The sequence below is a fragment of the Sphingomonas flavescens genome (assembly GCF_030866745.1).
GTDB lineage: Bacteria > Pseudomonadota > Alphaproteobacteria > Sphingomonadales > Sphingomonadaceae > Sphingomicrobium > Sphingomicrobium flavescens.
Genome location: NZ_CP133016.1, coordinates 486,100 through 511,950 on the forward strand (window position 1 = coordinate 486,100; position 25,851 = coordinate 511,950).

General features: G+C 63.8%; 29 protein-coding genes and 1 other RNA gene. 13 read left to right on the forward strand and 17 right to left on the reverse strand.

The window, feature by feature from the left end; genetic code table 11:
* The first annotated feature begins 15 nt into the window (after positions 1-15).
* Both QU596_RS02515 and QU596_RS02520 read left to right on the forward strand, forming a co-directional pair.
* Positions 16-1,155: a bifunctional 2-C-methyl-D-erythritol 4-phosphate cytidylyltransferase/2-C-methyl-D-erythritol 2,4-cyclodiphosphate synthase gene (locus QU596_RS02515; RefSeq protein WP_308516896.1), complete on the forward strand. Its 1,140-nt coding sequence runs from the start codon at positions 16-18 to the stop codon at positions 1,153-1,155.
* Positions 1,152-1,655 carry a CinA family protein gene (locus QU596_RS02520; RefSeq protein WP_308516897.1) on the forward strand — a complete coding sequence of 168 codons (504 nt, stop codon included), beginning with the start codon at positions 1,152-1,154 and terminating at the stop codon, positions 1,653-1,655. Before QU596_RS02515 ends, QU596_RS02520 begins: the two co-directional genes overlap by 4 nt.
* Here QU596_RS02520 and QU596_RS02525 read toward each other — a convergent pair.
* Positions 1,616-2,077 (reverse strand): type II toxin-antitoxin system RatA family toxin, encoded by a 462-nt coding sequence (locus QU596_RS02525; RefSeq protein WP_308516899.1) that lies wholly within the window; start codon positions 2,075-2,077, stop codon positions 1,616-1,618. The two genes, QU596_RS02520 and QU596_RS02525, sit on opposite strands and share 40 nt — an antisense overlap.
* Positions 2,077-2,997 carry a lipoyl synthase gene (gene lipA, locus QU596_RS02530; protein WP_308516901.1) on the reverse strand — a complete coding sequence of 307 codons (921 nt, stop codon included), beginning with the start codon at positions 2,995-2,997 and terminating at the stop codon, positions 2,077-2,079. The genes QU596_RS02525 and lipA overlap by 1 nt, the downstream gene beginning before the upstream one ends.
* Positions 2,998-3,061: 64 nt before the next feature.
* On the opposite strand from lipA, the gene QU596_RS02535 reads away from it, so the two are divergent.
* On the forward strand, positions 3,062-3,697 hold the full coding sequence (locus QU596_RS02535; RefSeq protein WP_308516903.1) for a carbonic anhydrase: 636 nt from the start codon (positions 3,062-3,064) through the stop codon (positions 3,695-3,697).
* A gap of 33 nt (positions 3,698-3,730) precedes the next feature.
* Here QU596_RS02535 and QU596_RS02540 read toward each other — a convergent pair whose 3' ends face one another.
* The gene (locus QU596_RS02540; RefSeq protein ID WP_308516905.1) at positions 3,731-4,111 is read right to left on the reverse strand and encodes a hypothetical protein; all 381 of its coding nucleotides are present in this window, start codon (positions 4,109-4,111) and stop codon (positions 3,731-3,733) included.
* A 157-nt stretch (positions 4,112-4,268) separates the two neighbouring features.
* On the opposite strand from QU596_RS02540, the gene QU596_RS02545 reads away from it, so the two are divergent.
* Both QU596_RS02545 and QU596_RS02550 read left to right on the forward strand, forming a co-directional pair.
* Positions 4,269-4,997, forward strand: coding sequence for an NYN domain-containing protein (locus QU596_RS02545; RefSeq protein WP_308516907.1), 729 nt, complete (start codon positions 4,269-4,271; stop codon positions 4,995-4,997).
* 114 nt (positions 4,998-5,111) lie between these two features.
* The gene (locus tag QU596_RS02550; RefSeq protein WP_308516909.1) at positions 5,112-5,282 is read left to right on the forward strand and encodes a hypothetical protein; all 171 of its coding nucleotides are present in this window, start codon (positions 5,112-5,114) and stop codon (positions 5,280-5,282) included.
* Positions 5,283-5,292: 10 nt separating this feature from the next.
* Here the strand turns inward: QU596_RS02550 and ettA are convergent, their stop codons facing one another.
* The 4 genes from ettA to QU596_RS02570 all read right to left on the reverse strand — a co-directional run bounded on the left by ettA (position 5,293) and on the right by QU596_RS02570 (position 10,774).
* Positions 5,293-6,972 carry an energy-dependent translational throttle protein EttA gene (gene ettA / locus QU596_RS02555; RefSeq protein WP_308516911.1) on the reverse strand — a complete coding sequence of 560 codons (1,680 nt, stop codon included), beginning with the start codon at positions 6,970-6,972 and terminating at the stop codon, positions 5,293-5,295.
* Between the two features lie 66 nt (positions 6,973-7,038).
* Positions 7,039-8,640, reverse strand: coding sequence for a long-chain fatty acid--CoA ligase (locus tag QU596_RS02560; protein WP_420030956.1), 1,602 nt, complete (start codon positions 8,638-8,640; stop codon positions 7,039-7,041).
* A 60-nt stretch (positions 8,641-8,700) separates the two neighbouring features.
* Positions 8,701-9,024: a YbaB/EbfC family nucleoid-associated protein gene (locus QU596_RS02565; RefSeq protein WP_308517927.1), complete on the reverse strand. Its 324-nt coding sequence runs from the start codon at positions 9,022-9,024 to the stop codon at positions 8,701-8,703.
* A 10-nt stretch (positions 9,025-9,034) separates the two neighbouring features.
* Positions 9,035-10,774, reverse strand: a complete 1,740-nt coding sequence (locus QU596_RS02570) for a DNA polymerase III subunit gamma/tau (protein ID WP_308516915.1) — start codon at positions 10,772-10,774, stop codon at positions 9,035-9,037.
* Positions 10,775-10,901: 127 nt separating this feature from the next.
* Here QU596_RS02570 and QU596_RS02575 point away from each other — a divergent pair, with 127 nt between their 5' ends.
* Positions 10,902-11,384, forward strand: coding sequence for a DUF4188 domain-containing protein (locus QU596_RS02575; protein ID WP_308516917.1), 483 nt, complete (start codon positions 10,902-10,904; stop codon positions 11,382-11,384).
* Here QU596_RS02575 and ffs read toward each other — a convergent pair.
* Positions 11,382-11,476, reverse strand: an RNA gene (ffs, locus tag QU596_RS02580) — signal recognition particle sRNA small type. The genes QU596_RS02575 and ffs overlap by 3 nt on opposite strands.
* 100 nt (positions 11,477-11,576) lie before the next feature.
* Between ffs and QU596_RS02585 the strand changes: the two genes are divergently transcribed.
* Together QU596_RS02585 and QU596_RS02590 are read left to right on the forward strand one after the other, a co-directional pair.
* Positions 11,577-12,314 carry an EF-hand domain-containing protein gene (locus QU596_RS02585; protein WP_308516918.1) on the forward strand — a complete coding sequence of 246 codons (738 nt, stop codon included), beginning with the start codon at positions 11,577-11,579 and terminating at the stop codon, positions 12,312-12,314.
* A 55-nt stretch (positions 12,315-12,369) separates the two neighbouring features.
* Positions 12,370-13,032 carry an EF-hand domain-containing protein gene (locus QU596_RS02590; protein WP_308516920.1) on the forward strand — a complete coding sequence of 221 codons (663 nt, stop codon included), beginning with the start codon at positions 12,370-12,372 and terminating at the stop codon, positions 13,030-13,032.
* Here the strand turns inward: QU596_RS02590 and QU596_RS02595 are convergent.
* From QU596_RS02595 to QU596_RS02605, 3 genes are read right to left on the reverse strand one after another with little or no spacing between them, the layout of a single operon-like run.
* Positions 13,029-13,364 carry a 2Fe-2S iron-sulfur cluster-binding protein gene (locus QU596_RS02595; RefSeq protein ID WP_308516922.1) on the reverse strand — a complete coding sequence of 112 codons (336 nt, stop codon included), beginning with the start codon at positions 13,362-13,364 and terminating at the stop codon, positions 13,029-13,031. The genes QU596_RS02590 and QU596_RS02595 overlap by 4 nt on opposite strands.
* On the reverse strand, positions 13,361-14,479 hold the full coding sequence (locus tag QU596_RS02600; RefSeq protein ID WP_308516924.1) for a cysteine desulfurase family protein: 1,119 nt from the start codon (positions 14,477-14,479) through the stop codon (positions 13,361-13,363). The genes QU596_RS02595 and QU596_RS02600 overlap by 4 nt, the downstream gene beginning before the upstream one ends.
* Positions 14,476-15,546: a cysteine desulfurase family protein gene (locus tag QU596_RS02605; RefSeq protein WP_308516926.1), complete on the reverse strand. Its 1,071-nt coding sequence runs from the start codon at positions 15,544-15,546 to the stop codon at positions 14,476-14,478. The genes QU596_RS02600 and QU596_RS02605 overlap by 4 nt, the downstream gene beginning before the upstream one ends.
* A 110-nt stretch (positions 15,547-15,656) precedes the next feature.
* Between QU596_RS02605 and QU596_RS02610 the strand changes: the two genes are divergently transcribed.
* Complete coding sequence (locus tag QU596_RS02610) at positions 15,657-16,340, forward strand: alpha/beta hydrolase (RefSeq protein WP_308516928.1); 684 nt, start codon at positions 15,657-15,659, stop codon at positions 16,338-16,340.
* Here the strand turns inward: QU596_RS02610 and QU596_RS02615 are convergent.
* Positions 16,312-16,479 carry a hypothetical protein gene (locus QU596_RS02615; protein ID WP_308516930.1) on the reverse strand — a complete coding sequence of 56 codons (168 nt, stop codon included), beginning with the start codon at positions 16,477-16,479 and terminating at the stop codon, positions 16,312-16,314. The genes QU596_RS02610 and QU596_RS02615 overlap by 29 nt on opposite strands.
* A gap of 52 nt (positions 16,480-16,531) precedes the next feature.
* Here QU596_RS02615 and QU596_RS02620 point away from each other — a divergent pair, with 52 nt between their 5' ends.
* Positions 16,532-16,786, forward strand: a complete 255-nt coding sequence (locus tag QU596_RS02620; protein WP_308516932.1) for a hypothetical protein — start codon at positions 16,532-16,534, stop codon at positions 16,784-16,786.
* On the opposite strand, the gene QU596_RS02625 is transcribed toward QU596_RS02620, so the two are convergent.
* Positions 16,783-17,730 (reverse strand): threonine ammonia-lyase, encoded by a 948-nt coding sequence (locus QU596_RS02625; RefSeq protein WP_308516934.1) that lies wholly within the window; start codon positions 17,728-17,730, stop codon positions 16,783-16,785. The genes QU596_RS02620 and QU596_RS02625 overlap by 4 nt on opposite strands.
* Positions 17,731-17,919: 189 nt before the next feature.
* On the opposite strand from QU596_RS02625, the gene QU596_RS02630 reads away from it, so the two are divergent.
* From QU596_RS02630 to QU596_RS02640, 3 genes are all read left to right on the forward strand, one after another.
* Complete coding sequence (locus tag QU596_RS02630) at positions 17,920-19,149, forward strand: type III PLP-dependent enzyme (RefSeq protein WP_308516936.1); 1,230 nt, start codon at positions 17,920-17,922, stop codon at positions 19,147-19,149.
* Between the two features lie 136 nt (positions 19,150-19,285).
* Positions 19,286-20,368, forward strand: coding sequence for a 1,9-bis(guanidino)-5-aza-nonane synthase (locus QU596_RS02635; protein WP_308517928.1), 1,083 nt, complete (start codon positions 19,286-19,288; stop codon positions 20,366-20,368).
* Positions 20,369-20,433: 65 nt separating this feature from the next.
* Entirely contained in the window at positions 20,434-20,871 is a 438-nt protein-coding gene (locus QU596_RS02640; protein ID WP_308516937.1) for an MAPEG family protein, read from the forward strand.
* Here QU596_RS02640 and QU596_RS02645 read toward each other — a convergent pair.
* From QU596_RS02645 to QU596_RS02660, 4 genes are read right to left on the reverse strand one after another with little or no spacing between them, the layout of a single operon-like run.
* A complete protein-coding gene (locus QU596_RS02645) occupies positions 20,858-22,030 on the reverse strand; it encodes a class I SAM-dependent RNA methyltransferase (RefSeq protein ID WP_308516939.1) in 1,173 nt (390 codons plus the stop codon). The genes QU596_RS02640 and QU596_RS02645 overlap by 14 nt on opposite strands.
* Positions 22,027-23,388, reverse strand: a complete 1,362-nt coding sequence (locus tag QU596_RS02650) for an NAD(P)H-hydrate dehydratase (protein WP_308516941.1) — start codon at positions 23,386-23,388, stop codon at positions 22,027-22,029. Before QU596_RS02650 ends, QU596_RS02645 begins: the two co-directional genes overlap by 4 nt.
* A 9-nt stretch (positions 23,389-23,397) precedes the next feature.
* Complete coding sequence (locus QU596_RS02655) at positions 23,398-24,204, reverse strand: 4-(cytidine 5'-diphospho)-2-C-methyl-D-erythritol kinase (RefSeq protein WP_308516943.1); 807 nt, start codon at positions 24,202-24,204, stop codon at positions 23,398-23,400.
* Complete coding sequence (locus tag QU596_RS02660; RefSeq protein WP_308516945.1) at positions 24,201-25,850, reverse strand: tetratricopeptide repeat protein; 1,650 nt, start codon at positions 25,848-25,850, stop codon at positions 24,201-24,203. The genes QU596_RS02655 and QU596_RS02660 overlap by 4 nt, the downstream gene beginning before the upstream one ends.
* Position 25,851: the final 1 nt, after the last annotated feature.

The following is a 25,851-nucleotide window of genomic DNA, read 5'->3' on the forward strand; positions in this document are numbered from 1 at the left end:
CCTAGACGCGTCGCCGTGACCACGACTGCACTCATCGTCGCTGCCGGAAAGGGCGAGCGCCTTGGCGGGGGTGTGCCCAAGCAATATCGCGACCTCTGCGGAAAACCGGTCCTGCGTTGGGCGGCGGAAGCCCTTCTGCGCCACCCGGCAGTCCGTAACCTGTGCGTCGCCATTGGCGAAGGTCAGCAGGACAGAGCTGCTTCGGCGCTGCAAGGGTTGGAAGCCACTATCGTTCAAGGCGGAGCCGAGCGCGCGGACTCGGTAAGCGCAGGGCTCGATCGGATCGAGGGCGAAGCCGTGCTCGTGCACGATGCCGCACGTCCCTTCTGCCCCACAGACGTCATCGACCGCTTGCTTGCAAGTCTCGAGTTCTTCGACGGCGCCGCGCCCGTGCTGCCCGTGGGCGACACGCTCGCGCGGGGTGAAGCAACCATCGATGAACCGGTCGACCGCGCTGGGTTGCAGCGCGTCCAAACCCCGCAGGCGTTTCGCCTGGCCGCTTTGAAGTCCGCTTACGCAAGCTGGTCCGGAAGTACCCCGACCGACGAAACGACTGTCTTGCGCGCTGCCGGAATGAAGGTTGCCGCCGTCGAAGGCGACCCGCGCCTGGAAAAGCTGACCCTCCCCGCCGATTTCGCGCGGGCTCAGCAATGGCTGGCAGGCAATTCAATCCCGCGGACCGGCATGGGCTTCGACGTTCACGCCTTTGCAGGCACGGGTCCGATCATGCTTGGCGGCATCTCAATCGAGCATGATCGGGGCCTGAAGGGCCACAGCGACGCGGATGTGGTGCTGCATGCCATCACCGACGCACTGCTCGGAGCCGTCGCACTTGGCGACATCGGCGAGCACTTTCCGCCTAGCGATGCACGTTGGAAGGGTGCGGCGTCGCACATGTTCCTGTCCCATGTCGCGGAACTGGCGCGGGGTCAGGGCGCAATCATCGATCACGTCGACTGCACTGTCATCGCGGAAGCGCCCAAGGTCGGGCCGCATCGCGATGCAATGCGATTGCGGATCGCCGAGATCCTAGGCCTCCGGACCGATCAGGTGAGCCTGAAAGCAACCACCACCGAAGGTCTTGGTTTTACCGGACGCCGAGAAGGTATAGCGGCGCAGGCCGTGGCCAATGTACGGATGGGAGCGACGTGGTGAGCGACACGCTTTTGCCGGCGAAACTGGTCGAAAAAGCTCGCGAGGTGGTTGAAGCTAACCGCGCTGCAGGCAGGCGCGTCGCGACCGCCGAAAGTTGCACCGGCGGGCTGGTCGCGGCCGCTCTGACCGAAATCCCCGGCTCCTCGGAAATGTTTGAGGCGGGCTACGTAACCTATTCCAATGCTGCGAAGATTTCTGAGTTGCGTGTCTCCGAGGATGTCGTCGCGACATTCGGTTCGGTCAGCGTAGCGACTGCCTGGGCGATGGCGCGCGGGGCGCTGCAGGCGTCGGACGCCGACGTGGCCGTGGCCATCACCGGCATCGCCGGGCCCGGTGGCGGGACCGCGCAAAAGCCGGTCGGAACAGTCGTCTTCGCCTTGGCCGAACGCAACGCCGACCCCGCGAAGATCGTCGCCGACCAGAAATTCTTCGACGAGAAGACCCGGTCCGGGGTCCGGCTTCAGGCGGCGCTTTGCGCGCTCGACTTGCTGCTGCCGTAAAGCGCGGCAGCGCGCTGTTCGAAGGCTGACGTCATCCGCCGAAGGGCGCGGTCGAACATTGCCCCGGCGAGGGTCTCGAACAGTCGGGACTTGAACGCGAAATCCACAGAGAAGCAGACGTCGGTTCCTCCGTCCGCCGCGCGGTCAAACGTCCACTCGTTGTGGAGATATTTCAGCGGGCCTTCGACGTAGTCCACGCAAATCCGGGACGGCCGGTCCTTCACCACCCGACTCGTGAACCGCTCCTTGAAGGCATTGAAGCCAACGACGAGGTCGGCGACCGTTTCCTTCTCGCTGGATGAGCGCACGCGAACGGCAACGACCCAAGGCAAGAACTCGTCGTAGCGCGCGACGTCGGCAACCAGCTCGAACAGCTGCTCGGGCGTGTAGGGAAGATGCTTGGTTTCGCTATGCCGCGGCATCAGCCGTTTGCGCGCTCCAACTGCGCCGCGCGGTTTTCCTGCATGCGCTGGAAATCATCGCCCGCGTGATAGCTCGACCGCGTGAGCGGGCTAGCCGCCACCAGCAGGAAGCCCTTGGCACGCGCAATCGCGGCATAGGCGTCGAACGCCTGCGGGGTCACGAACTCCTCGACCTTGGCATGCCGCGGCGTTGGCTGAAGATACTGACCCATGGTCAGAAAATCGACGCCTGCCGAGCGCATGTCGTCCATGACCTGGTGCACCTCCAGCCTTTGCTCGCCGAGGCCGACCATGACGCCCGACTTGGTGAAGATCTGCGGCGCCTTGCGCTTCACGCTCTCAAGCAGCCGCAGCGACGCATAGTAACGCGCACCCGGACGGATCGTCGGGTACAGCCGCGGCACGGTCTCCAAATTGTGATTGTAGACATCGGGGCCCGCGGCCACGATTTCCTCGACCGCGGCTTCGCTCTTATTGCGGAAGTCCGGGGTCAGGATTTCAATCGTCGTCGACGGCGTCCGCTTGCGCAGCGCCTCGATCACGCGAACGAACTGCTTTGCGCCGCCGTCCGGAAGATCGTCGCGGTCGACCGACGTGATCACGATATGCTCGAGGCCGAGTTCCGCAGCCGCGGTCGCCACATGCTCCGGCTCAAGCGGATCGACCGCCCGCGGCATGCCCGTCTTCACGTTGCAGAAGGCGCAGGCCCGCGTGCAGGTGTCGCCGAGGATCATCACCGTCGCATGCTTCTTGGTCCAGCACTCGCCGATGTTCGGGCACGCCGCTTCTTCGCAGACCGTCGCTAGGTTCAGGTCGCGCATCAAGCGGCGCGTCGCGTGATAGCCTTCGCTGACCGGCGCCTTGACGCGGATCCAGTCTGGCTTGCGCCGTTTCGGCGGAACTGCGGCGGGAGCGTTCATGCGGGCCAGATAGCGACTGCCCGCCCCGCTTGCCACCCCTGCGCTGTCTGGCTAGCCGGATTCCATGCCATACATTTCGCAGCTGATTGAAGGATATCGCCGCTTCCGTGCCAACGATTGGGAGCACGAACGCGAGCGCTGGTCCGAGCTGGCCGAGGGTCAGAGCCCCAAGGTCATGATCCTGTCGTGCGCGGATAGTCGCGTTGAGCCGGCGCAGATTTTCGATGCCCGGCCGGGTGAGATGTTCGTGGTCCGCAACATCGCCGCCCTCGCCCCGCCTTACGAGACGAGCCCCGGCTATCACGGTGTATCGGCAGCACTGGAATTCGCCGTGACACAGCTAAAGGTTGGTGAAATCCTGGTGATGGGCCACGGCATGTGCGGCGGCTGCTCCGCCTCGCTGACCGGCGTGTTCGACGACAGTCGTCACGGCCACGGCCAGTTCATCGCGGACTGGGTCAGCATGTTGGAGCGGGCGCGCGACAAGGTTCGTGCGCGGCATACCGACCTCGATCGAGCGGCATTCCTCGACATGGAACAGGAGGCGGTAAAGGTTAGCCTGGCGAACCTGCGGACGTTCCCGTGGATTGCGGAGCGGGAGAAGGCAGGCGACCTCAAATTGCATGGAGCGCACTTCTCGATCGCGGAGGGGCGCCTGTACATGCTCGACGAGGCGGAAGAAACCTTCCGCCCCGTCTAACTTTGTCTCAATACTGACTGCTAAGTTGCTGAACTAGCAGCGCGTATTGTAGTCGTAGTGCGGCTGGCCGTATTGGTCGACATAATAGCAATAGCCGCGGGTATCGCGATAATATTGCCGGCCGTTGACCGTCGCGCCGAGCACGCCGCCAAGGATCGCGCCGGCGATCGCGCCGGTCCCGGTGCTGACGCCCGGGATGATCTTGCCGGCGATCGCGCCGCCAACAGCGCCAACCGCGGCGCCGGTCGCGACGTTGGCAGCCTTCTGGTTGCCGTCGTTGTAATAGCCCTGGTTGTAGCCGTTGTTGTACGGATTGCCGTAGGGGTCGTATCCGTATTGGTTCGGGTAGGTAGCGCAGCCCGACACCGCCATGCTGGCAGCAGCGAGACCTGCAACGAGACCAAGCTTCCTCATCGTCCTGTCCTCTCTCAACTTCGTCGCACCACAAGCGCATTAACAGGCGTTTCGTTCCCGCACCGATCATCCTCGGCCCAAGGTGAAACAGGACGCCGCGCCGGACGGTGGTCATTGCGCGTCACCGCGCTAGAGGAAGTGTGAAGAGGAGTCGTGGATGCGTGATCGCCTGCCGGAACAGGAAGCCAACATCGCCCTGCTGATCGACGCAGACAACGCATCGCCCGATCACCTCGATGAGTTGTTGTTGGTCCTTGGCGAGTTGGGCACGATCAACATTCGTCGCGCCTACGGAAATTGGGCGAAAGCGAGCCTCAAGGGCTGGGGCAACCTGACTGGCTCGCACTCGATCATCCCGATGCAGCAGTTCGACGTGGTCAAAGGCAAGAGCGCCACCGACATGCGTATGACCATCGATGCGATGGACTTGCTTTACCGCGGCAATGTCGATGGATTTGGCATCATGTCGTCCGACAGCGACTTCCTGCCCCTCGCCCAACGAATCCGTGAAGACGGTCTCCCAGTCTACGGCTTCGGTACCGCCAAGACGCCGGTCTCTTTCCAGCAAGCCTGCACGCGCTTCTTCGACGTCGGTGCTCTTGCAATGGACGAGGAGGAGGAACTCGAAGCGCCGAAACCATCGGCTGGGCAGCGCCAGGTTGACCCTGAACTGCTGCAGGTCTTGGGTGCCGCGTACAAGGCTTCGAAGCGCGATGAGGAGGGGTTTACGTCCCTGTCCGAGCTTGGGCAGCGCGCAAAGGCGGTCTCAAGCTTTGCTGCCCGCAACTATGGTTTCACTCGACTATCCGATCTGATCAAAGCCGTCCCCAATTTCGAGGTGAAAGGCGGCGACGATGGCCGCCTCCTCGTCAAACGCCTGCGATGATCCTGCGGAGTGTCGCTCCGCTGACACAGGCGTAAACTCTTGTCGCAGCTATGGAACTGCGATGTCGTGCATTGGTTTCAGCTCGGCAGGGGACCATATTTCCGATCAGAAATTATGCCGAACGACGATCAGACGAACCGTGTCGGGCAACCTGAAGACATGCGCGACCAGGCCGAACGCTGCCGACGCCTCTCCCGCTCGGTCTACGATCGGGCGACTTCCGAAATGCTCGCGAAGATGGCGCAAAACTTCGACCGCAGCGCCGAAGCGGCGAACGAAGGCTAACCTGTGCTCTCTACCGGGTTAGCTTGCGGTACGTCGTCCGATGCGGCCGCGTAGCCTCCTCGCCAAGACGGCGGACCTTGTCTTCCTCGTAGGCCGCGAAGTTCCCTTCGAACCACTCGACATGGCTGTCGCCTTCGAAAGCGAGAATGTGCGTCGCCAAACGATCCAGGAAGAAGCGGTCGTGGCTGATGACCACGGCGCAACCGGCAAAATTCTCGATCGCCTCTTCCAGCGCACCTAGCGTTTCGACGTCGAGGTCGTTGGTCGGCTCGTCGAGCAGCAGTACGTTGCCGCCGCGCTTCAGCATCTTGGCGATATTCACGCGGTTGCGTTCACCGCCCGACAGTTTGCCAACGTTCTTCTGCTGGTCCTGTCCCTTGAAGTTGAAGGCACCAACATAGGCGCGTGTCGACTGGTCGTGGCCATTGACCTTCATATAGTCGAGCCCGTCCGAGATCTCTTCCCAGACGTTCTTCGACGCATCGAGGTGGTCGCGGCTCTGGTCAACGTAGCCGAGGTGCACGGTCGGGCCGATGTCGACCGAACCCGTGTCCGGCTGTTCCTGACCGGTGATGATCTTGAACAAAGTCGACTTGCCGGCGCCGTTCGGCCCGATCACGCCAACGATGCCGCCCGGCGGCAGCGTGAAGGTCAGGTTCTCGAACAGCAGCTTGTCGCCATAGGCCTTGGAGATGTTCTCGACCTCGATGACCTTGCCACCGAGCCGCTCAGGCACCTGGATGAGGATCTCCGCCTTGCCGGGGACGCGTTTTTCCTGAGAGGCGACCAGCTGGTCGAACTTTGCGATACGCGCCTTCGACTTGGTCTGGCGGCCCTTCGGTCCCTGCCGGATCCACTCGAGCTCGTCCTTGATCGCCTTCTGGCGACCGGACTCCTCGCGATCTTCCTGCTCCATCCGCTTGGCTTTTTTCTCGAGATAGGTCGAGTAATTGCCCTCGTACGGGAAGTATTTCCCGCGATCGAGCTCCAGGATCCAGCTCACGACATTGTCGAGGAAATAGCGGTCGTGGGTGATCATCAGCACCGCACCCTCATACTCCTTGAGGTGCTGCTCCAGCCACTGAACGCTCTCGGCGTCGAGGTGGTTGGTCGGCTCGTCGAGCAGCAGGATCGACGGCTTCTGGATCAGCAGCCGGGTTAGGGCGATCCGGCGCTTCTCACCGCCTGACAAATTCTCGACCGGCCAGTCGGATGGCGGGCAGCGCAGTGCCTCCATCGCGACCTCGAGCTGATTGTCGAGCGTCCAGCCATCGACCGCGTCGATCTTGCCCTGGAGGTCGCCCATTTCCTCCATCAACGCATCGAAATCGGTGTCTTCCTTGGGATCGCCCATTTCGGCCGAAATGGCGTTGAAGCGGTCGACCATGTCCGCGACTTCGCGGGCGCCGTCCTTGACGTTTTCAAGCACGTTCTTGCTCGGGTCGAGCTGCGGCTCCTGCGGCAGATAGCCGACGGTGATGTTCTCGCCCGGCCAGGCCTCGCCCTGGAAGTCCTTGTCGATGCCGGCCATGATCTTCATCAGTGTCGACTTGCCGGCGCCGTTCGGGCCCACGATGCCGATCTTAGCGCCCTGGTAGAATTGCAGGTTGATATTGCTCAGCACCGGCTTCTGGGCGCCGGGGAAGGACTTGGTCATGTCCTTCATGACAAAAGCATATTGGGCGGCCATGGGGGTCGCAGATTCCTTCAAAGGTTCGGGATTTGGTTCGCAGTTAGTGGACTGCGACGCCTTTTTCTAGTCGCGCCCGACCATCGCCTCGGCATCGGCGAACCGATAGTCGCGATATCGGTCGCGCAGGTCCTTCTTGGACAACTTGCCCGTCGCCGTGTGCGGCAGCGCATCGGTGAACTCGATCGCGTCGGGCAGCCACCATTTGGCCATCTGCCCGGACAGGAACGCTCGGATTTCTGCTTCCGAGACATGGCTGTCGTCATCACGGACCACCACCAGCAAGGGGCGTTCATCCCACTTCGGATGAGGAATGCCGATCGCCGCCGCCTCAGCGACGCCCGGGCAGGCGACCGCCGCATTCTCGATGTCGATCGAGCTAATCCATTCGCCGCCCGACTTGATGACGTCCTTGGCGCGGTCGGTGATCTGGATCGATCCGTCGGGATGGATCGTCGCCATGTCGCCGGTGTCGAACCATTGATCGGCGTCCACGCAGTCCGCACTCTGCTTGAAATAGCGCTTTACTACTGCTGCTCCGCGGGTCTGCAGTCTACCAGAGCTTCTGCCATCGCGGGGCAAGACATCGCCCTTGTCATCGACGGTGCGTAGCTCGACGCCGAACATCGAGCGGCCGGGCCTCGTCAGATAAGCGAATTGCTCCTCTTCGCTCATCTGGTCCCAGCAGCCCGGCGGCGCCCCGACCGTGCCGACCGGCGACATTTCCGTCATTCCCCACAGATGGTTGACGCGAATGCCGCGCTCGTTGAACCAGCGGATCGTCGCGGGCGGCGCCGATGAGCCGCCGATGATCACGATCTCCAGCTTGTCGAGGGGCGCGCCGGTCTTCTCAACGTGGTCGATCATGCTCAGCCAAACGGTCGGCACGCCTGCCGTGTGCGTGACGCCCTCTTCATGGAAAAGCCGGCATAGGCGCTCGGGCGTGTTGTCAGCGCAGGTAACAAGCTTGAAGCCCGCCAAGGCCGCGGCGTAGGGAATGCACCAGCTGTTCGCGTGGAACATCGGCACGACGGGCAGCATGACCGACCGAGCCGAGGTGTTGAAGATGTCCGGCCCAACCACGGTCATTGCGTGCAGCACCGTCGACCGATGCTCGTACAGCACGCCCTTGGGGTCACCGGTCGTGCCGCTGGTATAGCAAAGCCCGCAGGGATCGCGCTCGTCGCCTTCATACCAGCGGTAGTCGCCATTTTCCGCTTCAAGCAGATCATCGAACTGATCGTCGAAGCGGACATAGTGCCGGATCGTGGTCCAGCGCGGTTTCATCCGCTGAAGGAGTTCTTCAAACGCCGCATCGTACAGCAGCACCTGATCCTCGCCGTGGTTGACGATATATTCGAGTTGATCGTCAAACAGACGCGGGTTCAGCGTGTGAAGCACGCCGCCCATCCCGACGACCCCGAACCATGCTGTAAGGTGCCGGTCGTGGTTCATTGCCAGTGTGGCGACCCGTTCGCCCGGCTTAATGCCCATCCGTTCCAGGACCTGCGCGAGCCGCCGGGCGCGGTCCGCGACTTCGATCCAGTTGGTTCGATGCACAGTTCCGTCGGAGCGCGCCGCGACGATCTCACGCGTCCCGTGCTCGCGCTCGGCGTGGTCGATCAGCCGCGTGATACGCAGCGGGAAATCCTGCATTGCGCCGAGCATGCCCATCAGCGCCTCCCTCCAGAGGGCGCATCATGGCGCAAAAACGGCCGCTAGCAAGCGCTAGAAGGGAAGCTTGAACCCCGGCGGCAGCGAAAGTCCGCTCTGCATCGCCTGCATCTCAACCGCAGCCGCCGCATCAGCCTTCGTCCGGGCATCGTTGAGGGCCGCGGCGATCAGGTCCTCGACCATCGTCTTCTCCGAGGGCTTTAGCAGGCTTTCGTCCAGATCGACGCCAAGGATCCGGCCCTTCGCCGTTGCGCGAACCTTCACCATGCCGCCGCCGGCAACACCTTCGACCTCGATCTTGTCGAGATTATCCTGGGCTTTCTGCAATTCGTTCTGCGCATTCTGCGCCATCTGCATGATGGATTCGAAGTCGGGCATTTCGGGCATGTCAGGCGCCTCTGGCTGAGAAAGATTCGAGTTCGGCATCAGGGAACGCGTCCATCACCGCGCGAACGTTGGGATCGGCAAGGACATCGGCGCGAACGCGCTCTTCGGCCATTTTCTCCCGATCCTGCAGTGATGGTTCCGCAGTTTCGTCCGACAGGGAGACCTGCCACGTCGTCCCGGTTGCCTGCTTGAGCGCTAGCGCCAGGTCGCGCGGCCAGTCCCCACCGAGCGGACGCATAGGCCGCAGCAGCAACTCGGGCGGCGCATAACGGACAAGGCCAACCTGGTCATGCAACTGCTGGGCGAGCAGATGCTTGCCGCTTCGTTCGAACAGCTTAACGAGCCCGTCGAAGTCGGACGGAATCCGCGCGACGGGAGCGCTGCTTGCTGACGGGGCAGCCGCCGCGGGCGCGGAAATGGAACCACCCTCCCCGCTCAGCCTGCCCATCACTGACGCCGGATCGGGCAAGTCGGCGGCATGGATGAGCCGTAGCAGCGCCATTTCCGCAGCCTCGCGAGGATCCGGCGCGACCTCCACATCCTGCAGGCCCTTCAGGAGCATCTGCCACAATCGATGGATCGAGCCCCACGACAACGCGGCCGCCATTTCCGCAGCGCCTTCTCGCTCCTCAGCGCTCTGCAGGGCATCAACCGCTGCCCCCGCCTTGGCACGCGTCGCGGCGTGGAGGCTCTCCATCAATCCGCGAAGAAGCTGGGTCGGATCGATGCCCAGGTCGTGTGCCTGGTCGAGGTCTGCGAGTGCGCCAGGCGCATCGCCGGTCAGCACCAGCTTCAGCAGCCGCCGGATGCGGCCGCGGTCGGCTAGCCCGAGCATGTCGCGAACTTGATCGGCGCTAACTGCGCCCGCCCCATGTGCTATCGCCTGGTCGAGAATTGACAGCCCATCGCGCGCCGAACCTTCGGCCGCCCGCGCAATCATGTTCAGCGCTTCCGGCTCGACCTCGACCTGCTCGGCCTCGGACACCTGCGCGAAATGTGCAGCCAATTTCTCTGCGGGGATGCGGCGAAGGTCGAATCGCTGGCACCGCGACAGCACCGTGACCGGAACCTTGTTCACTTCCGTCGTCGCGAACAGGAACTTCACATGTTCAGGCGGTTCCTCAAGTGTCTTCAGCAACGCATTGAAAGCGTTCTTCGACAGCATGTGGACTTCGTCGATGATGTAAATCTTGTAGCGCGCGCTGACCGACGCGTAGCGAACGGCGTCGATGATCTCGCGGATGTCGTCCACACTGGTGTGGGACGCGGCGTCCATTTCGATGACGTCGATGTGCCGGCCCTCGGCGATCGCACGGCACGGCTCGCAGACGTTGCAGGGGTTGATCGTCGGCCCGCCCTGCCCGTCGGGGCCGATGCAGTTGAGCGCCTTGGCGATCAGCCGCGCGGTCGACGTCTTGCCGACACCGCGAACGCCGGTGAGCAGGAACGCGTGCGCGATCCGGCCCCGCGCGATCGCGTTGGCCAGCGTCTTCACCATCGCGTCTTGGCCGATCAGTTCGCTGAAGTTCTGCGGCCGATACTTGCGCGCCAATACCCGATAAGCGCCGCCTGAAGTCGGAGCGGGAACCGGAACAGGTTGAACAGCCTGTGTCGGCGGCGCCGGGGCCCGCTGCGGCGGCTCGTCGCCGAACATCGCGGCCTGCCCCTCAGCTTCAAGCTCGGCCGCGCTCGGCGGCTTGTCTTCCGGCTCGTCGCCCAGGAGATCGCGGGAATCACTCATCGCCACCCATTTAGGGTCGGGCGCCCCGCTTGTCGAAGCATCCGCACTCCGGTCGAGGCACGGCACATGTGCTCGATTTGCGCGCGGCGGTGCCGGCGGCACAATCTAGCTGTCGCCGGAGTAAGCCATGCGCGGATCAATCACCAATGGACGGGTAACCGATCGTATGGATGGGACGATCGTCGTTTTCATCATCGGCATCCGGATAAACCGTTTTTTCCCGGTTGGTCGCTGGCTGCGCGTTGGGAGGGCTATGCCTCGAATGCTCGCGGAGCTTCGCTCAAAACCCGAGAGCGGTTTTCTTCATGCCGAAAATGCAATTGTCGGCCTTCGAACCGCGCTGATCATCCAATATTGGAGAAGCTTCGAGGCGCTCGAGCGCTACGCGCGCGACGCCGATCAGGCGCACTGGCCTGCCTGGCGAGAATTCAACAAACGCATCGGCGACGACGGCTCGGTAGGAATTTTCCACGAGACCTACGTGGTTCAGCAGGACGCTCGTGAAGCCATCTACGTGAACATGCCGCCCTTTGGTCTGGGAGCCATTGCAGGCACAGTAAGCGAATCGGGCACTCGCAGCGAAGCGCGGCAACGGATGATGTCAAAGTGAGGTGGAAGCCGACGACCCGGCACGAAATCGTTGTGGCTGCTTCCTTCCGGACCTGACCAGGTTGGCGACAATGCCGTCCGCCGACTTCCGCGCGGGCATATGGGTGAAGAAGGCGCCCCGCGCAAGTTGCCCGCATGCTTCAGTCGGTGTTCACTTGATCTGGCCTGAATGAACGGCTTTCCTGGAGGCTCGATGGCCGCATTCCTCGTACCGCTACTGCTCGCCGCGGCCGATGCGCCCATCACCGTTGTCGGTCACGCTTGGGCGCCCTTCATCAGCCCCATGGGTGAACCCTTCCGTGCCAGGAGCACGGCTGACGACACCCTCGCCCGATGGTTTCAACAGGCCGACCGCAATCATGACGGGGTTCTCACCGTCGACGAAATGCAGGCCGATGCCGATCGCTTCTTTGCGACCCTCGACGAGAACAACGATGGCGAACTCGATCCCGATGAGATCGCCAGTTACGAATATAATGTCGCGCCCGACGTGCAGGTCATGTCGCGCACCAAACGAGCTCAAGGCGATGCCGCAGCACCGGACGCGCATCAGACCGGCCTCGACGGACAGCCACTTTCGCGAAAAGGTCGCGATCAACGCGGAAGAGACGAGGCTCGGCAGCTTGGTCTCGGCGGTAGCTTGCAGGGAGCGGCGCGCTATTCGCTCCTCAATCTGCCGGAACCCGTCGCCGCCGCCGACACCGATTTCAATCGGGGGGTTTCACGCGCGGAGTTTCGTGAGGCGGCAGTCGAACGCTTCCGCCTGTTGGACAAGAGCCACAAGGGGCGGCTCGAGCTCGCCGATCTCCAGGCGATGCGCGCCGCCAATTGGGCTGCAGCGAAGAAACGGTCACGCTACCGCGACAATGATCCGGATCAGCGCGTAGGTAATGGCCTGCCCGCCGATCGACAGAAGCTAACGAAACCCTGACTTCACGCAGCGCCTGCGAGCAGGCATACCAACGCAGATAGCCGAAAGTCCCAGCATGCCGCTTCCGATCATCTTCCTTGGTCTCGCCGCCCAAGCCGCCGCGCCAGTGGCGCAACCTGCGCCAGCCCGACGCTGGACTCGCACGTTCATCAGTCCGATGGGCGAGCCATTCCGCCAGAAGACCCGCGGCGATGATATGCTCGCCGCGTGGTTCCAGCAGGCCGATACCAACCATGACGGGCGCTTGACCCTGGCCGAGATGCAGCAGGACGCGGAGCGGTTCCACGCGTTGCTGGACACGAACCGTGATGGAGAGATCGATCCCGACGAGGTCTCGCATTACGAAACGGCGATCGCCCCCGAGGTCATTAGCGGATCCAGCTTTGGCATGATGGAAGGCGCCGGTCCGGAAGGTTATCGGCGGCACAAACCGAAGTTCCTCCAATCGACCAGCAACAATCCGCAGCAGGGCGCCGGACGTTTCGGCCTGCTCGACCTGCCAGAACCGGTCGTCTCGGCCGATTCCAATTTCAACCGTGGCGTGTCGATTGCGGAATTCAGGCAAGCCGCCAGCCAGCGCTTCCTCGCGCTCGACCTCGACCACAGGGGGTATCTGACCTTAGCGGCCCTTGAGATGATCAGGCCAGCGCCGCCGCCCGCACCGAACAAACCCAATCGCAACGACCTCGACGAGAGCGCCCTGCCCGGCGGCGACTAGCGGCCCATCCAATTCCGCGATTCTGGCGGTATCTTGACCGTCAGGCTTTCGAGCTGATCGGTCAGCAGGATTTGGCAGGCAAGGCGCGATGTCCTGGTGGCGTGCGCGGCGAGGTCGAGTAGGTCCTCCTCTTCCTCGCTGGCGGGCGGTAACCGCTCGAAATCTGCCGGGTCGACAATAACGTGACACGTCGAGCAGGCCATCACGCCCTCACACGCCCCCTCAAGCGGCTCGCGCGCGGCCCATGCGACATCGAGCAGCCGCTGCCCTACGTCCGCTCCCACTTCCTTGTCCAAGGAACCGTCAGGTCGGAGAAACCGCACCCGGGTCATGCGTGAAGCTCTTCCTGCGCTAACGCCGCTTGAGTAAGTCTCTTGCACGCCTCCGCCAACTCCGCTTCCCCAGTGTAGCGGCCGAAGCCAAGGCGGATCGAAGCGCGCGCCTCGGACTGACCGAGACCGATGGCTTTCAGGACGTGGCTTGGCCGACCAGATCCGCTCGCACATGCCGACCCAAGTGAGAAAGCGAGGTGGCGCAAATCCGCGAGGATCCGCGCGGCATCCAGGCCCTTCCGTCGGATGTTGAGGTTTCCGTGATAGCGGTCGTGCACCGAACCGTTAACGATCCAGTCCGGGCCAAGGGCGTCCAGTGCTGTGCGCCACAGCGTCTCTACGTGATCATGATCGGTCGTCCGACGCAACTGCGCGAGTTTTGCCGCGGCGCCAAAACCGGTGCACAGTGCCGGCGACAAGGTCCCCGACCGTAGTCCCCGCTCCTGCCCGCCGCCATGGAGTAGCGGCGCAGGCTCGGAGCCGGTCCGCATCCACAATGCGCCGATCCCCTTGGGACCATGGATTTTGTGGGCGGAGATCGCGACCAGATCGGGGCCCTCGCAAATATCGATGCGACCGAACCCCTGAACCGCATCGCAGAGCATCAAAGCGCCATGATGATGAGCCAGTCGCGCAATCGCTGAGATCGGTTGAGTGACACCGATCTCATTGTTGACCAGCATTACCGCGACCAACGCGACGCGATCGTCGAGTAGCTCGGCCAGCTGGTCGAGATCGATCCGTCCATCGCGGTTAACTGGCAATACGGTCACCTCGGCGCCGCGCCCGTTCAACCATTCGCACGTGTCCAGAACGGCTGCATGCTCGGTGGCGACGGTAATCACCCGATCGCGACCGCCGCGCGAATTCTCGATTGTCCCTTTCAGCGCCCAGTTCAGCGCCTCCGTCGCGCTTCCGGTAAACGCGACGCCTCCCCCGCTTAAGCCGACAGCATCCTCGACCTGTTTGCGCGCCACCTCGATCGCAGCTGCGGCTTCGTAACCCCATCGCGATGGAGAATGCGGATTGGCAAACTTGTCCTCAATCCAGGGCTGCATTGCGCGCCCCACTTCCGGCGCGACCGGCGTCGTTGCCTGGTAATCGAGGTAAATCATGCCGCGCAGGATTGATCCCGGCCGGCGATCTTCTGCCACTCGGTCAAAAAGGCGTCGACGTCGGCTTCTGACGTCGAAGGTCCAAAGCTTATGCGCAGGAACCCGTCGGCCATCGCCTGGTCAACGCCCATTGCTTCGAGGACCGCGCTTTTCTTCATCTTGCCCGAAGAACAGGCGCTTCCCGCCGAGACCGCGATTCCGGCAAGGTCGAATTGCACGAGCAAGGCGGCGTTGGACGCGCCCGGCATCGAGATAGCGCCAATCGTCGGAATGCGTGGGCTGTTCTCGGCTATGACCTGTCCGCCCTGCGCTCTGACACCGTCTTCCAGTCGCGCGCGCAATCGGTTCAGCCGATCCATGTCATACGGCCGTGCAGCGACGGCCGCGGCAAATGAAGACGCGGAGGGTGCGTCCTGCGTACCGCGACGGTAACCTTGCTCCTGCCCACCGACCGCTGCCAGCGTCGCGAGATCGCGCACCAGCAGCACGCCAACGCCCGGCGGTCCGCCAAGCTTGTGCCCGCACGCCGCGATGAAGTCCGCATCGGGCAGCGCCAGCTTGTTCGCACTCTGCGCACAATCGGATAGCAGCAGCGATCCAGCCTCGCGGATCTTTGGCGTCAGACGATCCAGCGGCTGGATGACGCCGGTCTCGTTGTTGACCTGCTGAATCGCGATCAGCGCGGGCCCATCATCGAGAATGCGATCCAGCGCAGCTTCGTCGATCAAACCGTCCGGCGTCACCGGGATGACGTGCGAGGTCGGACCCATCGCATGGCCCACGATCGGATGCTCCGTCGCACCATGGGCTCGGCCCGCAATCTTCGCCCGGTGGGCAGCAATCTCGACGGACTCGCTGGCGCCGCTGGTGAAGATGACGGCATGACGCCACCCGAGCACTTGGGCGATTGTCTTGCGGGACTGCTCGAGGATCGCGCGCGCTGCCCTCCCTTCAGCATGGGGTGAACTAGGATTTGCCCAGGCTTCCATCGCCCGGACCATCGCCTCGCGCGCCTCCGGGACGATCGGCGTGGTTGCTGCGTGATCGAGATAGACGCGCTGCTTCAATTTGCCCGGTTTCCTGCCGATTGCCACATGAACGCCCCTCCCTATATAGGGTCCGACGCCGCAGCGCACCCGCGTGGCGACCACTTTATTCGCGAGCGAACCGCACTTTCATGCCCGAAGTCATTTTTCCTGGCCCCGAAGGCCGTCTCGAAGGACGTTTCCATCCCGGCACCCGCCCCCGCGCGCCCGTCGCGCTGATCCTGCATTCGCACCCGCAGGCGGGCGGCACGATGAACAACAAGATCGTGCAGCTGCTCTACCAAACCTTCGTCAAGCGCGGCTTTGCGACCCTCCGCTTCAACTTCCGTGGCGTCGGCAAGAGCCAGGGCATCTTCGACAATGGCATCGGCGAGCTGTCCGACGCCGCCAGTGCGCTCGACTGGGTGCAGTCGATCCATCCCGAGGCGGAGACGACCTGGGTTGCCGGCGTCAGCTTCGGCGCGTGGATCGGCATGCAACTCCTAATGCGTCGTCCGGAGATCCGCGGCTTCATCTCGATTGCTCCGCCCGCGAACATGTACGACTTCAGCTTCCTCGCACCCTGCCCGTCATCGGGTATCATTATCCAGGGTGAGGCCGACGAGGTCGTCACCCCAAGCGCAGTTCAGAAGCTGGTCGACAAGCTCCGTACGCAGCGGCACATCACGATCAGCCACGACCTCATTCCCAACGCGAACCACTTCTTCGCGAATGAGCTCGACCTGCTGATGAAGTCGGTCGACGATTATCTCGACATGCGGCTGGCGACCGACCCGATCAAGCCGTCTATACCGTCCAGATCATCACGTTCATGACCAATACGAGGGCCGCGGCGATCATTAGCATCCCGCGGCTTCGGGTCTGACGCGAAAGCGCCAGCTTCACCCCGCCTGCCAGCAGCAGGAGCGCGGCGACCATCGCGAGCGCTAGCGCTACCTGAGCAAAACTAGACAATATACCCCCCGGTTTTCACGATCGCTTAACCACGGACGCGCGATAAGGCCGCATGCCGTCCTCCGACCAGCAGGCGCGTCTCGACGAAGCGTTCGAGCGGATCGAAGAAACGATCCTGCCGTGCATCGCCATGATGCTAGACACGCTGATCGACGCCTCCGAGTCCGTGGAGAAGAATGAGCGCCGCTTCCTTGCCGCCGAGCTCAAGACGCTCGCCGCCGAGCTGGAAGAACTTACCAAGGCGGTCGAGCGCTCGAGCCCGGTCCACCTCGATCCCGGCGAATACAAGGCGCGCAACGTCGCCTAAGCGATAATCCGCGCGTGCAGCGCCGGATCGACGTTCCCACCCGACAGCAGCACGACTGTCCCATCCAGCGGACCGAGCCTGTCTGACAAGATCGCAGCAAGCGCCGCAGCGCCACCCGGCTCGACGACGAGCCCATGCCGTTCCCAGGCGAAGCGGATCGCCGCTGCGGCCTCTTCGTCCGTCACCGAGACCGCCTTCGCGGCGCGATCGCGCAGAATGCCGAAAGTGATCGGCGACACGCGCGGCGTTTGCAGCGCGTCGCAGAAGGTATTCGGCGCGTCAGGCTCTACGGGCACGATCTCGCCGCCCGCGAGCGACCTGCCCATGTCGTCCCAGCCCGAAGGCTCGACAATGACGATCTCGGCTTCCGGCACCGCAAGCGCGATGCCTGCTGCCAATCCGCCGCCGCCGCAAGGAATGACGATCCGCGCCGGCGCAACGCCGAGCTGCTCGACGATCTCAAGGCCCGCAGTCCCCTGGCCGGCGACAATCGCGGGGTCGTCGAAGCTCGGCACCACCGTCGCGCCGGTTTCACCAGCGATCCGGGCGGCGATTTCCTCACGGCTTTCAGTGCGCCGATTGAAGAAGACGATTTCCGCCCCCTCGCCTCGCGTGCCGTCGATCTTCACCTTGGGTGCGTCGGCCGGCATGACAATCACCGCCTTCATCCCGAGCCGCCGCGCCGCAATCGCCACGCCTCGCGCATGATTCCCCGACGAAAACGCAACGACTCCGCGCTCCCGCTCCTCCGGCGTCAGTTGAAGCAATCTATTGGTCGCGCCGCGCAGCTTGAAGGCGCCGCCGGTCTGCTGAGATTCGCATTTTAGCCACACGCGCGTGCCATCGACATCACTGTCGACAAGTGGCGTGCGTTCGATATCGCCACGAATTCGCCCTCCAGCGACAATTACGTCTTCGCGAGTGACGCGGGGCGTCTCGTTCAAGCTATTGATAACCTTGTCCTTTCGCCGAACCGTTGCAGTTTGACGACAAAACTGCCGCAAATTTCTCCAAGGGGTCCAAAGTAACTTTACAGGGGGGACCCCCCTACATATATCGCGCCTCCGCTGCCCCATGGGACTTCCAACCGCAAGGCAGCTTCCGTCGAATGTTCCTGTTGGAGGTCCCTTGAATTGCACCACGACCATCGCGCGCTGGGGCTAGCGTCCGCCCCAACCGGTAGCCGGGGGGCTGCCGCCATCGCCATGCAACGCCCGGTTCAGCCGGTCACCTTGCTGCGTCCGCATGCCGCGCGGCGCGCTGCCCGTTTCTTCGTCGAGAAGTTCCCGGGGCGCTCGCTCTATGCGGTCAAGGCCAACCCGTCGCCGGATCTGCTCCGCGTGCTGTGGGAAGCTGGCGTCACGCATTACGATGTCGCGTCGATCGGCGAAGTGCGGCTGGTGCATGAGACCCTGCCCGATGCGGTGTTGTGCTTCATGCACCCGGTGAAGGCCGAGGAAGCGATCGCGGAGGCTTATTTCGGCCACGGCGTGCGCACCTTCAGCCTCGATACGGCTGAAGAGCTGGAGAAGATCGTCCGCGCGACGTCGAGCGACGGCGTGCCGGCGAGCGACCTCAACCTGCTTGTCCGCATCCGCGTCAGCTCTGAGCACTCCAAGCTCAGCCTGGCCTCCAAATTCGGCGCCGATCCGCGAGACGTCGCGAGCCTGCTCATGGCGACCCGCCAGGCGGCCGACGCGCTCGGCATCTGCTTTCATGTCGGCAGCCAGGCGATGACGCCGGCGGCCTTCGCCGAAGCCATGGCGCGCGTCCGAGAAGCGATCGTCGAAGCTGCGGTCACCGTCGACATCGTCGATGTCGGTGGCGGGTTCCCGTCCTGGTACCCGGGCATGGAGCCGCCGCCGCTCGAGACCTATTTCGCGGTCATCCACCAGGCGTTTGAAGCGCTGCCGATCAGCTATTCCGCGGAACTGTGGTGCGAGCCGGGCCGCGCGCTGTGCGCGGAATACGCCAGCGTCCTCGTGCGCGTCGAAAAGCGCCGTGGCGATGAGCTGTACATCAACGATGGCGCCTATGGAGCGCTGTTTGATGCGGCGCACATCGGCTGGCGTTACCCCGTCACGCTGATCCGCGAGCCGGAATCGCATGTCCGTCCGATGAGCTTCAGCTTCTACGGCCCGACCTGCGACGACCTCGACCACATGACAGGGCCGTTCGAGCTGCCGGGTGATGTCAATGTCGGCGACTATATCGAAGTCGGCATGCTGGGCGCCTATGGCTGCGCGATGCGCACCCAGTTCAATGGCTTCGGCGCTGTTGAGGCCGTGGTGGTCGATGATGAGCCCATGGCGAGCCTCTACGGCGCTGCCGCGCCGGCCAGGTCCAACGTCATTCAGATGTGAGCTTTCCCTTCCGCTGCGGCGAAGGGGAAGCTAAGCGCATCTGACACTTTCGGGGTGAGGCTGTCCCCCGCAATTGAACGACATGCCCGTACCCGGCGCGCTGTTTCGCGCCTCGAAGACCTATTGGAGCATGAAGATGGAAGCCGATACGCTGAACAAGGTTCAGGACGCCGAGCGGATCAACGACACCCGCAAGGCGGAGCTGCTCGCGACCCCGATCGAGCATATCGACATCACCAAGTTCGACGCCCGCCCGATCATCGATTCGATGGGCAAGATGAGCTTCACCAGCCGCGACCTGTCGCGCGCCACCGGCATCTACAATACGATGCTGGAGGACAAGGATTGCTCGATCATCCTGGTCATCGCGGGCTCGACCTCGGCCGGCGGGTGCATGGATCTCTACGCCGAGCTGGTGAAGTCGAACATGGTCGACGCGATCGTCGCCACCGGTGCTTCGATCGTCGACATGGATTTCTTCGAAGCGCTTGGTCACAAGCATTATCAAGCCAATGAAATCCCTGACGATGATACGCTGCGGTCGCTGTACATCGACCGCATCTACGACACGTATATCGACGAGCAGCAGCTGCAGGATTGCGACTTCACGATCGGCAAGATCGCCGACAGCCTGGAGCCGCGCGCCTACTCCAGCCGCGCCTTCATCCGCGAGATGGGCAAGTGGCTGAGCGAGGGCAACGCCAAGAAGCAGGGCAGCCTCGTCCAGCTCGCCTATGAGCATGACGTGCCGATCTTCTGCCCGGCGTTCGTCGACTCATCGGCCGGCTTCGGTCTCGTCAAACACCAGGTCGACGCCATGAAGCGCGGCGGCCACTATATGGTGCTCGACGCCATCGCCGACTTCCGCGAGCTGACCGACATCAAGATCAAGGCGGGAACCACGGGCCTGCTGATGATCGGCGGCGGCGTGCCGAAGAACTTCACGCAGGACACCGTCGTCTGCGCCGAGATCCTCGGCCACGACGACGTCGAAGTGCACAAATATGCCGTGCAGATCACCGTCGCCGACGTGCGCGACGGCGCCTGCTCCTCCTCGACGCTTCAGGAAGCGGCGAGCTGGGGCAAGGTGTCGACCGCGATGGAGCAGATGGTGTTCGCCGAAGCGACCAGCGTCCTCCCGCTCCTTGCCAGCGACGCATACCACCGCGGCGCCTGGCGCAACCGCGAGAAGCGCCGCTTCGCGAAGCTCTTCGACTAAGTCGATTGCAAAGCGAAACGATCTGAAGCACCCTCCCTCGGACAAGCTCTGAGGGAGGGTGCTTCATGCATCATAGTCCGCTGCTCGGACCCGTCGTAGCGCTGGTTGCCTGGACCTTGCTGGTGATGGGGTGGATGGCGATTGCCCGTGCTGGTGAATTTCGACGGTTGGGTATCAAACCGACGACCATCCCCAACGGTGCGCGCGGTCAGGACCTCGAAGGTCGTGCCGATCCGCGTGCTCAGTGGAAAGCGCATAATTACGCGCATCTCGTTGAACAGCCGACGATCTTCTACGCGATCGTATTCGCGCTAATCCTCATGGGCTTCGACGCCGTCATCAATGTCTGGCTCGCATGGGCCTATGTCGGGCTCAGAGTGCTTCACAGCATATTGCAATCAACCGTCAATATAGTCCGCTATCGGCTTGTCTTATTTGGCTTAAGCAGCCTCTGCCTCATCGCACTGACGCTTCATGCGGCAATGGCGCTCATCCACGGGTGAAGCACGCCGCCAGCTCGACATGGGTCGACCAGCGGAACTGGCCGACCAGCTGGACCCACTCCAGTCGATAACCGCCACGGAGCAGGGTGTCGGCATCGCGCGCGAAAGTCGCCGGATTACAGCTGACGTAGGCGATCCTTCCTACGGATGACCTGCCGAGAGCCTCAATCTGCTCGGTTGCGCCCGCCCGCGGGGGATCGAGCACGACCGAACCAAACGTTTTGAGCTCGCTTGGGTCCAGCGGCCTGCGGTAAAGGTCCCGATGCTCGACCTTCATCGCCGGCGCCGCGCGTTGCAAGGCGGCCGCCGCGTCGCGTGACGCTTCTGCCGCATAAGTAGCGCCAATGCCGAGGGCAAAAGTCCCGAGCCCCGCGAATAGGTCGGCCGTCGGTCCGCTACTCGCTACGGCCTCTTCCACTGCCTCCAGCAAGGCTCTCTCGCCATCTTCGGTTGCCTGCAGGAAACTCCCGGGCGCGAACGCGACAGGTACGCCCGCGAGGACGATGGTCGCGGGGATCGGTTCGTAAAGTGCTTCCGGCCCAAGGCCGCGATCGACGCCCAGCCGCGCGAGCTGGTAGTCCATGGCAAACGACGTCAGCGCCTCGATCTCGGTAAGGCGCCCCGCAGGGACGCTCTTGAGCTGAACGTCCACGCCGCGATCCAGCAGCGTCAGCTGCACCTCCGCGACCCGCTTGGGGTGGATCATCCCGTTCAGCAGGTGGCGAAGCGGCTCTACCAGTTCGAATAGCTCGGGCCGCAGAACGTGACATTCGTGCATGTCGACGATGCGGTGCGACTGCGCGGCATTGAAACCGATTAGCACGCGCTGACCGACGCTCATCGCCTTGAGCGCAGCTCGTCGCCTGCTGCACGGCGGCGAGAGGTGGGGCGGCCGAATGGCTGTCTCGATGCCATGCTGCTTCAGGGCGTGTTTCACCCTCGATACAAGGAAGTCGCGATAAACGGTGTCGTCGGCATGCTGCAGCTGGCACCCGCCGCATTCGGGAAAATGTCGACAGGGCGGCTCCTGGTGGTGCGGCCCCAACGCAAGTGCACCATCGTCCAGGACAGCATCGCCGGGTACGCCAAAGGCTATATGCCGTCCGCTCGGTGTGACGCCATCGCCCCTCGCCGCGATCCTGACGATCGGTTCATTCATGCGATCGATGCAAGCGCAACAGGTATTGCCCGCGCCAGATCATCCGCGATCATTCCTGGTCCCGCAGCCTCCGCCGCGCGCCCATGCAGCCACACGCCCGCGCAAGCCGCTTCGAACGCCGGCAGGCCCCGCGCGCGCATTGACGCGATAATCCCCGAAAGCACATCTCCGGTCCCTGCGGTCGCCAGCCATGCCGGCGCCGGAGGGGCAAAGCCCAGGCGACCGTCGGGCGACGCCACCACCGTGTCCGCGCCCTTGTAGACGATCACCGCACCAGACCGCCGCGCGGCTTCCAGGGCCCTAGCCGGCTTGTCCCCGGGCAATTCTCCGAAAAGCTTTGCGAACTCGCCATCATGTGGCGTCATGACGGCGTCCTGTCCCTTAAGTCGCGCCGGATCGCCCAGATGGGTGATGGCGTCGGCGTCGATCACTTTGGGTGCGCGCGACGTTAGCGCCAGTGTCAAAACCTGCGGCAGATCGCCGAGCCCGGGGCCCACCAGCAAGCACCCGATCCGTGGGTCGTTCACCTTGCCGTCGCCGACCTGCACAACGGAGGACGGCAAGCCCTCGATCGCGCGCGACGTGCTGACGCGAACATATCCCGCCCCGGCGCGCGCCGCCGCGGTCGCGGCAAGCGCAATTGCTCCCGGCATCGTGCCGGCGAGCGCATGGACCAGCCCGCGTGTGTATTTGTGGCCGTCCGGTTGAAGCGCTGGCAACTTCGGTGCGGCGATCTCATGCCATTGGCTGGTCACATTAAGAGCAAGGTCCACGACTGCCACGCGCCCCATTTTGTGGATGGCGGGGGAAAGCCGATGCGCAGGCTTCAGCGCGCCCAGGGCGACCGTTAAATCGAATGCTGGAACGGCACTCAGTTCGTCACCACTGTCGGTCTCGACACCACTTGGGAGGTCGCAAGCTACATTTGCGACCGCGTCGTGGCAAAGCCGACTAAACTGTTCTGAAACAGTGTCATCCAGGCCGCGCTTCAACCCTGTGCCAAACAGGGCATCGATCAAAAGCGGAGCAGCGGCTGTCCCGGGCCCGAGCGGTTCGATCTGCCCGCCCCAATGGGATCGCGCTGCAATGGCAGCCTCAGTCTTTGGCTCGCTCACGGCTGCGACGCGAACCGCCACCCCGCGTTCGGCCAGAACGCGCGCGGCGACGTAGCCGTCACCTCCATTGTTGCCCGGTCCGCACAATATGAGGGCCGGCATCGGTCCGGCGAAACGAAATACCGCCTCTGCGAGCCCGGTCCCTGCCCGCTCCATCAACTCCGTGACGCTGCTGCCGCTGTCTTTCGCGCGCTGTTCCGCCGCGCGCATGGCTTCCGCCGTCAAGATGGGGCGCGGTGTCATGGGACGGCCTTAGCGCAGGAAGGTTGCGAGGCGCCACCAGTCTTCGGGGACCTCCTCGGCGGCCGCGTCCCGCGATGCCTCGTCCTCGAAAAGCGCGAAGCACGTCGCGCCCGACCCCGACATACGGCTGAAGGAAACCCCAGGCCGCGCGCGAAGCCACGCCAATACCTCCGAAATCTCTGTGACGAGGGCGATGGCTGGAATTTCCAGGTCGTTCCGTCCTTCGCGCCAATCGTCCAGGGGTCCGCGATCCTGGCCGTCCCATGCACCGAATACCGCTGCCGTCGACAGCGGGATGCGTGGATTCACCAGCAACACCGGGTTTCCCGACAGATTCGGTAGGTCGATCGGATGAAGCTCATCGCCCGCGCCTTTGCCGCGCATCGGCAAACTCAACAGGCACGCCGGCACGTCGCTACCCAGGAGCGGAGCCACCTGTTGCGCGAGCGCAGGATCAAGCCCGTGCATCGCAGTCAGTAGCCGCAACGCCGCAGCCGCGTCGGCCGACCCGCCGCCCACGCCCGACGCGACCGGCAGACGCTTGTCCAGGACGATCGCCGCACCAAGCGGACGAGCTGCCACCTCCGCCAAAAGCCGCCCGGCCGTCACCACGAGGTTGTCGTCGCCAATGTCCGCCGCGAACGGCCCGATGACGCTTAGCGCGAACTCATCGGCCGGCTCGGCGTTCAATCGGTCGCCATCGGTGCAAAAGGCAAAAATGGTCTCGATATCGTGGCGCCCGTCGCTCCGCTTCCCGCGGACGTGCAGCGCGAGGTTGAGCTTGGCCGCTGCAATTTCGCGCGATAGCGCGCTCACGGCGCGGCGTTGGCCGTCGTCAGCCCGCTCGCCAGCTTCGCCTTTACGCGGCCCGCGACGTCGTCCTCGGCCGTGACCAGCGCCGCGTTCCAGGCAAAGCGCGCCTCGAGCCGTCGTCCGGACTTGTACAGCGCGTCACCCAGATGCTCCTGGATCTCCGCCTGTCCCGGATCCTTCTCCGCCGCCCTCTGCAGAGTCGCGATGGCCTCATCCGTTTTGCCCCGCTTGAATTGCGCCCAGCCGAGCGAGTCCGCGATTGACGCATCGTCCGGCGCGAGCTCGCTCGCCTTGCGGATCATCGCCTCGGCGGAATCGAGGTTTTCACCGCGTTCGAGCTGGCCGTAACCCATGAAATTCAGCAGCAGCGGCTGATCCGGCGCGATCGCCAACGCTCGCTGCAGTGCGGCGCGTGCCTCGGGCCAGCGATTGGCATCCTCCAACGCGCCAGCCTGCAGCAACAGCAGAGTCCAAAGGTCGCTCTGCCCTGATCCTTTCTGCGCCAACGCAATGGCGCGGGCGTAGGCGTCGGCAGCCGGGCCACTGCGCTTCATCGCCTGCAGGACGTCGCCGAACCTCGAAAAATCGATTGCCTCGGCCCCTGGCGCAGCCGCGGCCGCCGCTGCGATGCGATAGGCTTCGTCGTACCGCTTATTGTCGGTCAGAATTCGGGTTTGGACATCGCGGATTTGCGAGATCAGCGGATCGTCACCCTGAACCGTTCGAAGCAATGCGAGCGCGTGGTCGGTTTGATCCTGCCCGGAGAGGAGCAACGCCAGCAATGCGACCGTGCTGCTGCTCTTGGGATTGATGTATCTGGCAACCTGCACCAGCCCGATCGGCGGCGTTCCGCGCTGCAGCCTGGTGAGGTCCGCGCCGAACGCCGCAAGCACTTCGCCATAGGCCTTGGGCAACGTGTCGATTGCCTGCCCGCCACTGCGCCCGGCACTGATCCGCGCGCGAGCGGCGGTTTCTCCGGCCCCCATGCCTTCGATGATCATCAGCGCGCGCTGGCGATCACCTGCCGCCAGGAAACCGTCCGCAAACGCAAGGCGGAGCCGATCTTCACGCGCTCCGCCGCGCCCGACCGCTGCGCGCGCATAAGGTTCTGCGTCAGCCGTACGCTTGAAGCGCAGCAGGATCAGTGCCCGCTCCTCGGCGGCGAGCGGCACGAGAAGATTACCGCCCGCAATCTGATCGAGCGCGGCAAGCGAACCTGCCATATCATTGCGGTCGGCGGCCGCCCAGGCGTTCACTAGCGGTACGAGAAACGTAAGATCGCCATTCTCGCGCGTTGCGTTCAGCCAGGCGTTGGCCCGGTCTGGCCGCCGCCGGCGGATTTCCTCCGCCGCCATTAGCAGTCGCGCGTCGCCGGGCAGCTTCGCTGCGGGGATCTTGCTTGCAAGAGCGATGGCCAGGTCCATCTGGCCCGCCCTCATTGCTTCCGCCAGCGCGCGCTGCGCCAGTTCTGGCTGACCGGGCTGGCTCGCCGACAGGGAGGCCAAGAGTTCCGCCGCGCGCCCGTGGTCGCCATTCATTGAGGCTGCACGCGCCTCCACATAAGTGCGGTCGGGTTCGCTGACCGCGATCCGCGCTCCCACTGATGTCGGCACCATTGCAAGCGCCGCCGCGGCGGCTCCAGCCAGCAAC

Coding starts and splice junctions, on each gene's coding strand:
- QU596_RS02600 (WP_308516924.1), bottom strand. CDS start 14,479: ATGATTTACCTCGATTACCAGGCAACGACGCCGGTCGCGCCGGAAGTG.
- lipA (WP_308516901.1), bottom strand. CDS start 2,997: ATGAACGCTCCCGCCGCAGTTCCGCCGAAACGGCGCAAGCCAGACTGG.
- QU596_RS02595 (WP_308516922.1), bottom strand. CDS start 13,364: ATGACCCGGGTGCGGTTTCTCCGACCTGACGGTTCCTTGGACAAGGAA.
- QU596_RS02640 (WP_308516937.1), top strand. CDS start 20,434: ATGCATCATAGTCCGCTGCTCGGACCCGTCGTAGCGCTGGTTGCCTGG.
- QU596_RS02550 (WP_308516909.1), top strand. CDS start 5,112: ATGCCGAACGACGATCAGACGAACCGTGTCGGGCAACCTGAAGACATG.
- QU596_RS02545 (WP_308516907.1), top strand. CDS start 4,269: ATGCGTGATCGCCTGCCGGAACAGGAAGCCAACATCGCCCTGCTGATC.
- QU596_RS02620 (WP_308516932.1), top strand. CDS start 16,532: ATGCCGTCCTCCGACCAGCAGGCGCGTCTCGACGAAGCGTTCGAGCGG.
- QU596_RS02645 (WP_308516939.1), bottom strand. CDS start 22,030: ATGAATGAACCGATCGTCAGGATCGCGGCGAGGGGCGATGGCGTCACA.
- QU596_RS02590 (WP_308516920.1), top strand. CDS start 12,370: ATGCCGCTTCCGATCATCTTCCTTGGTCTCGCCGCCCAAGCCGCCGCG.
- QU596_RS02650 (WP_308516941.1), bottom strand. CDS start 23,388: ATGACACCGCGCCCCATCTTGACGGCGGAAGCCATGCGCGCGGCGGAA.
- QU596_RS02565 (WP_308517927.1), bottom strand. CDS start 9,024: ATGCCCGACTTCGAATCCATCATGCAGATGGCGCAGAATGCGCAGAAC.
- QU596_RS02575 (WP_308516917.1), top strand. CDS start 10,902: ATGCGCGGATCAATCACCAATGGACGGGTAACCGATCGTATGGATGGG.
- QU596_RS02525 (WP_308516899.1), bottom strand. CDS start 2,077: ATGCCGCGGCATAGCGAAACCAAGCATCTTCCCTACACGCCCGAGCAG.
- QU596_RS02635 (WP_308517928.1), top strand. CDS start 19,286: ATGGAAGCCGATACGCTGAACAAGGTTCAGGACGCCGAGCGGATCAAC.
- QU596_RS02585 (WP_308516918.1), top strand. CDS start 11,577: ATGGCCGCATTCCTCGTACCGCTACTGCTCGCCGCGGCCGATGCGCCC.
- QU596_RS02570 (WP_308516915.1), bottom strand. CDS start 10,774: ATGAGTGATTCCCGCGATCTCCTGGGCGACGAGCCGGAAGACAAGCCG.
- QU596_RS02560 (WP_420030956.1), bottom strand. CDS start 8,640: ATGCTCGGCGCAATGCAGGATTTCCCGCTGCGTATCACGCGGCTGATC.
- QU596_RS02610 (WP_308516928.1), top strand. CDS start 15,657: ATGCCCGAAGTCATTTTTCCTGGCCCCGAAGGCCGTCTCGAAGGACGT.
- QU596_RS02535 (WP_308516903.1), top strand. CDS start 3,062: ATGCCATACATTTCGCAGCTGATTGAAGGATATCGCCGCTTCCGTGCC.
- QU596_RS02540 (WP_308516905.1), bottom strand. CDS start 4,111: ATGAGGAAGCTTGGTCTCGTTGCAGGTCTCGCTGCTGCCAGCATGGCG.
- ettA (WP_308516911.1), bottom strand. CDS start 6,972: ATGGCCGCCCAATATGCTTTTGTCATGAAGGACATGACCAAGTCCTTC.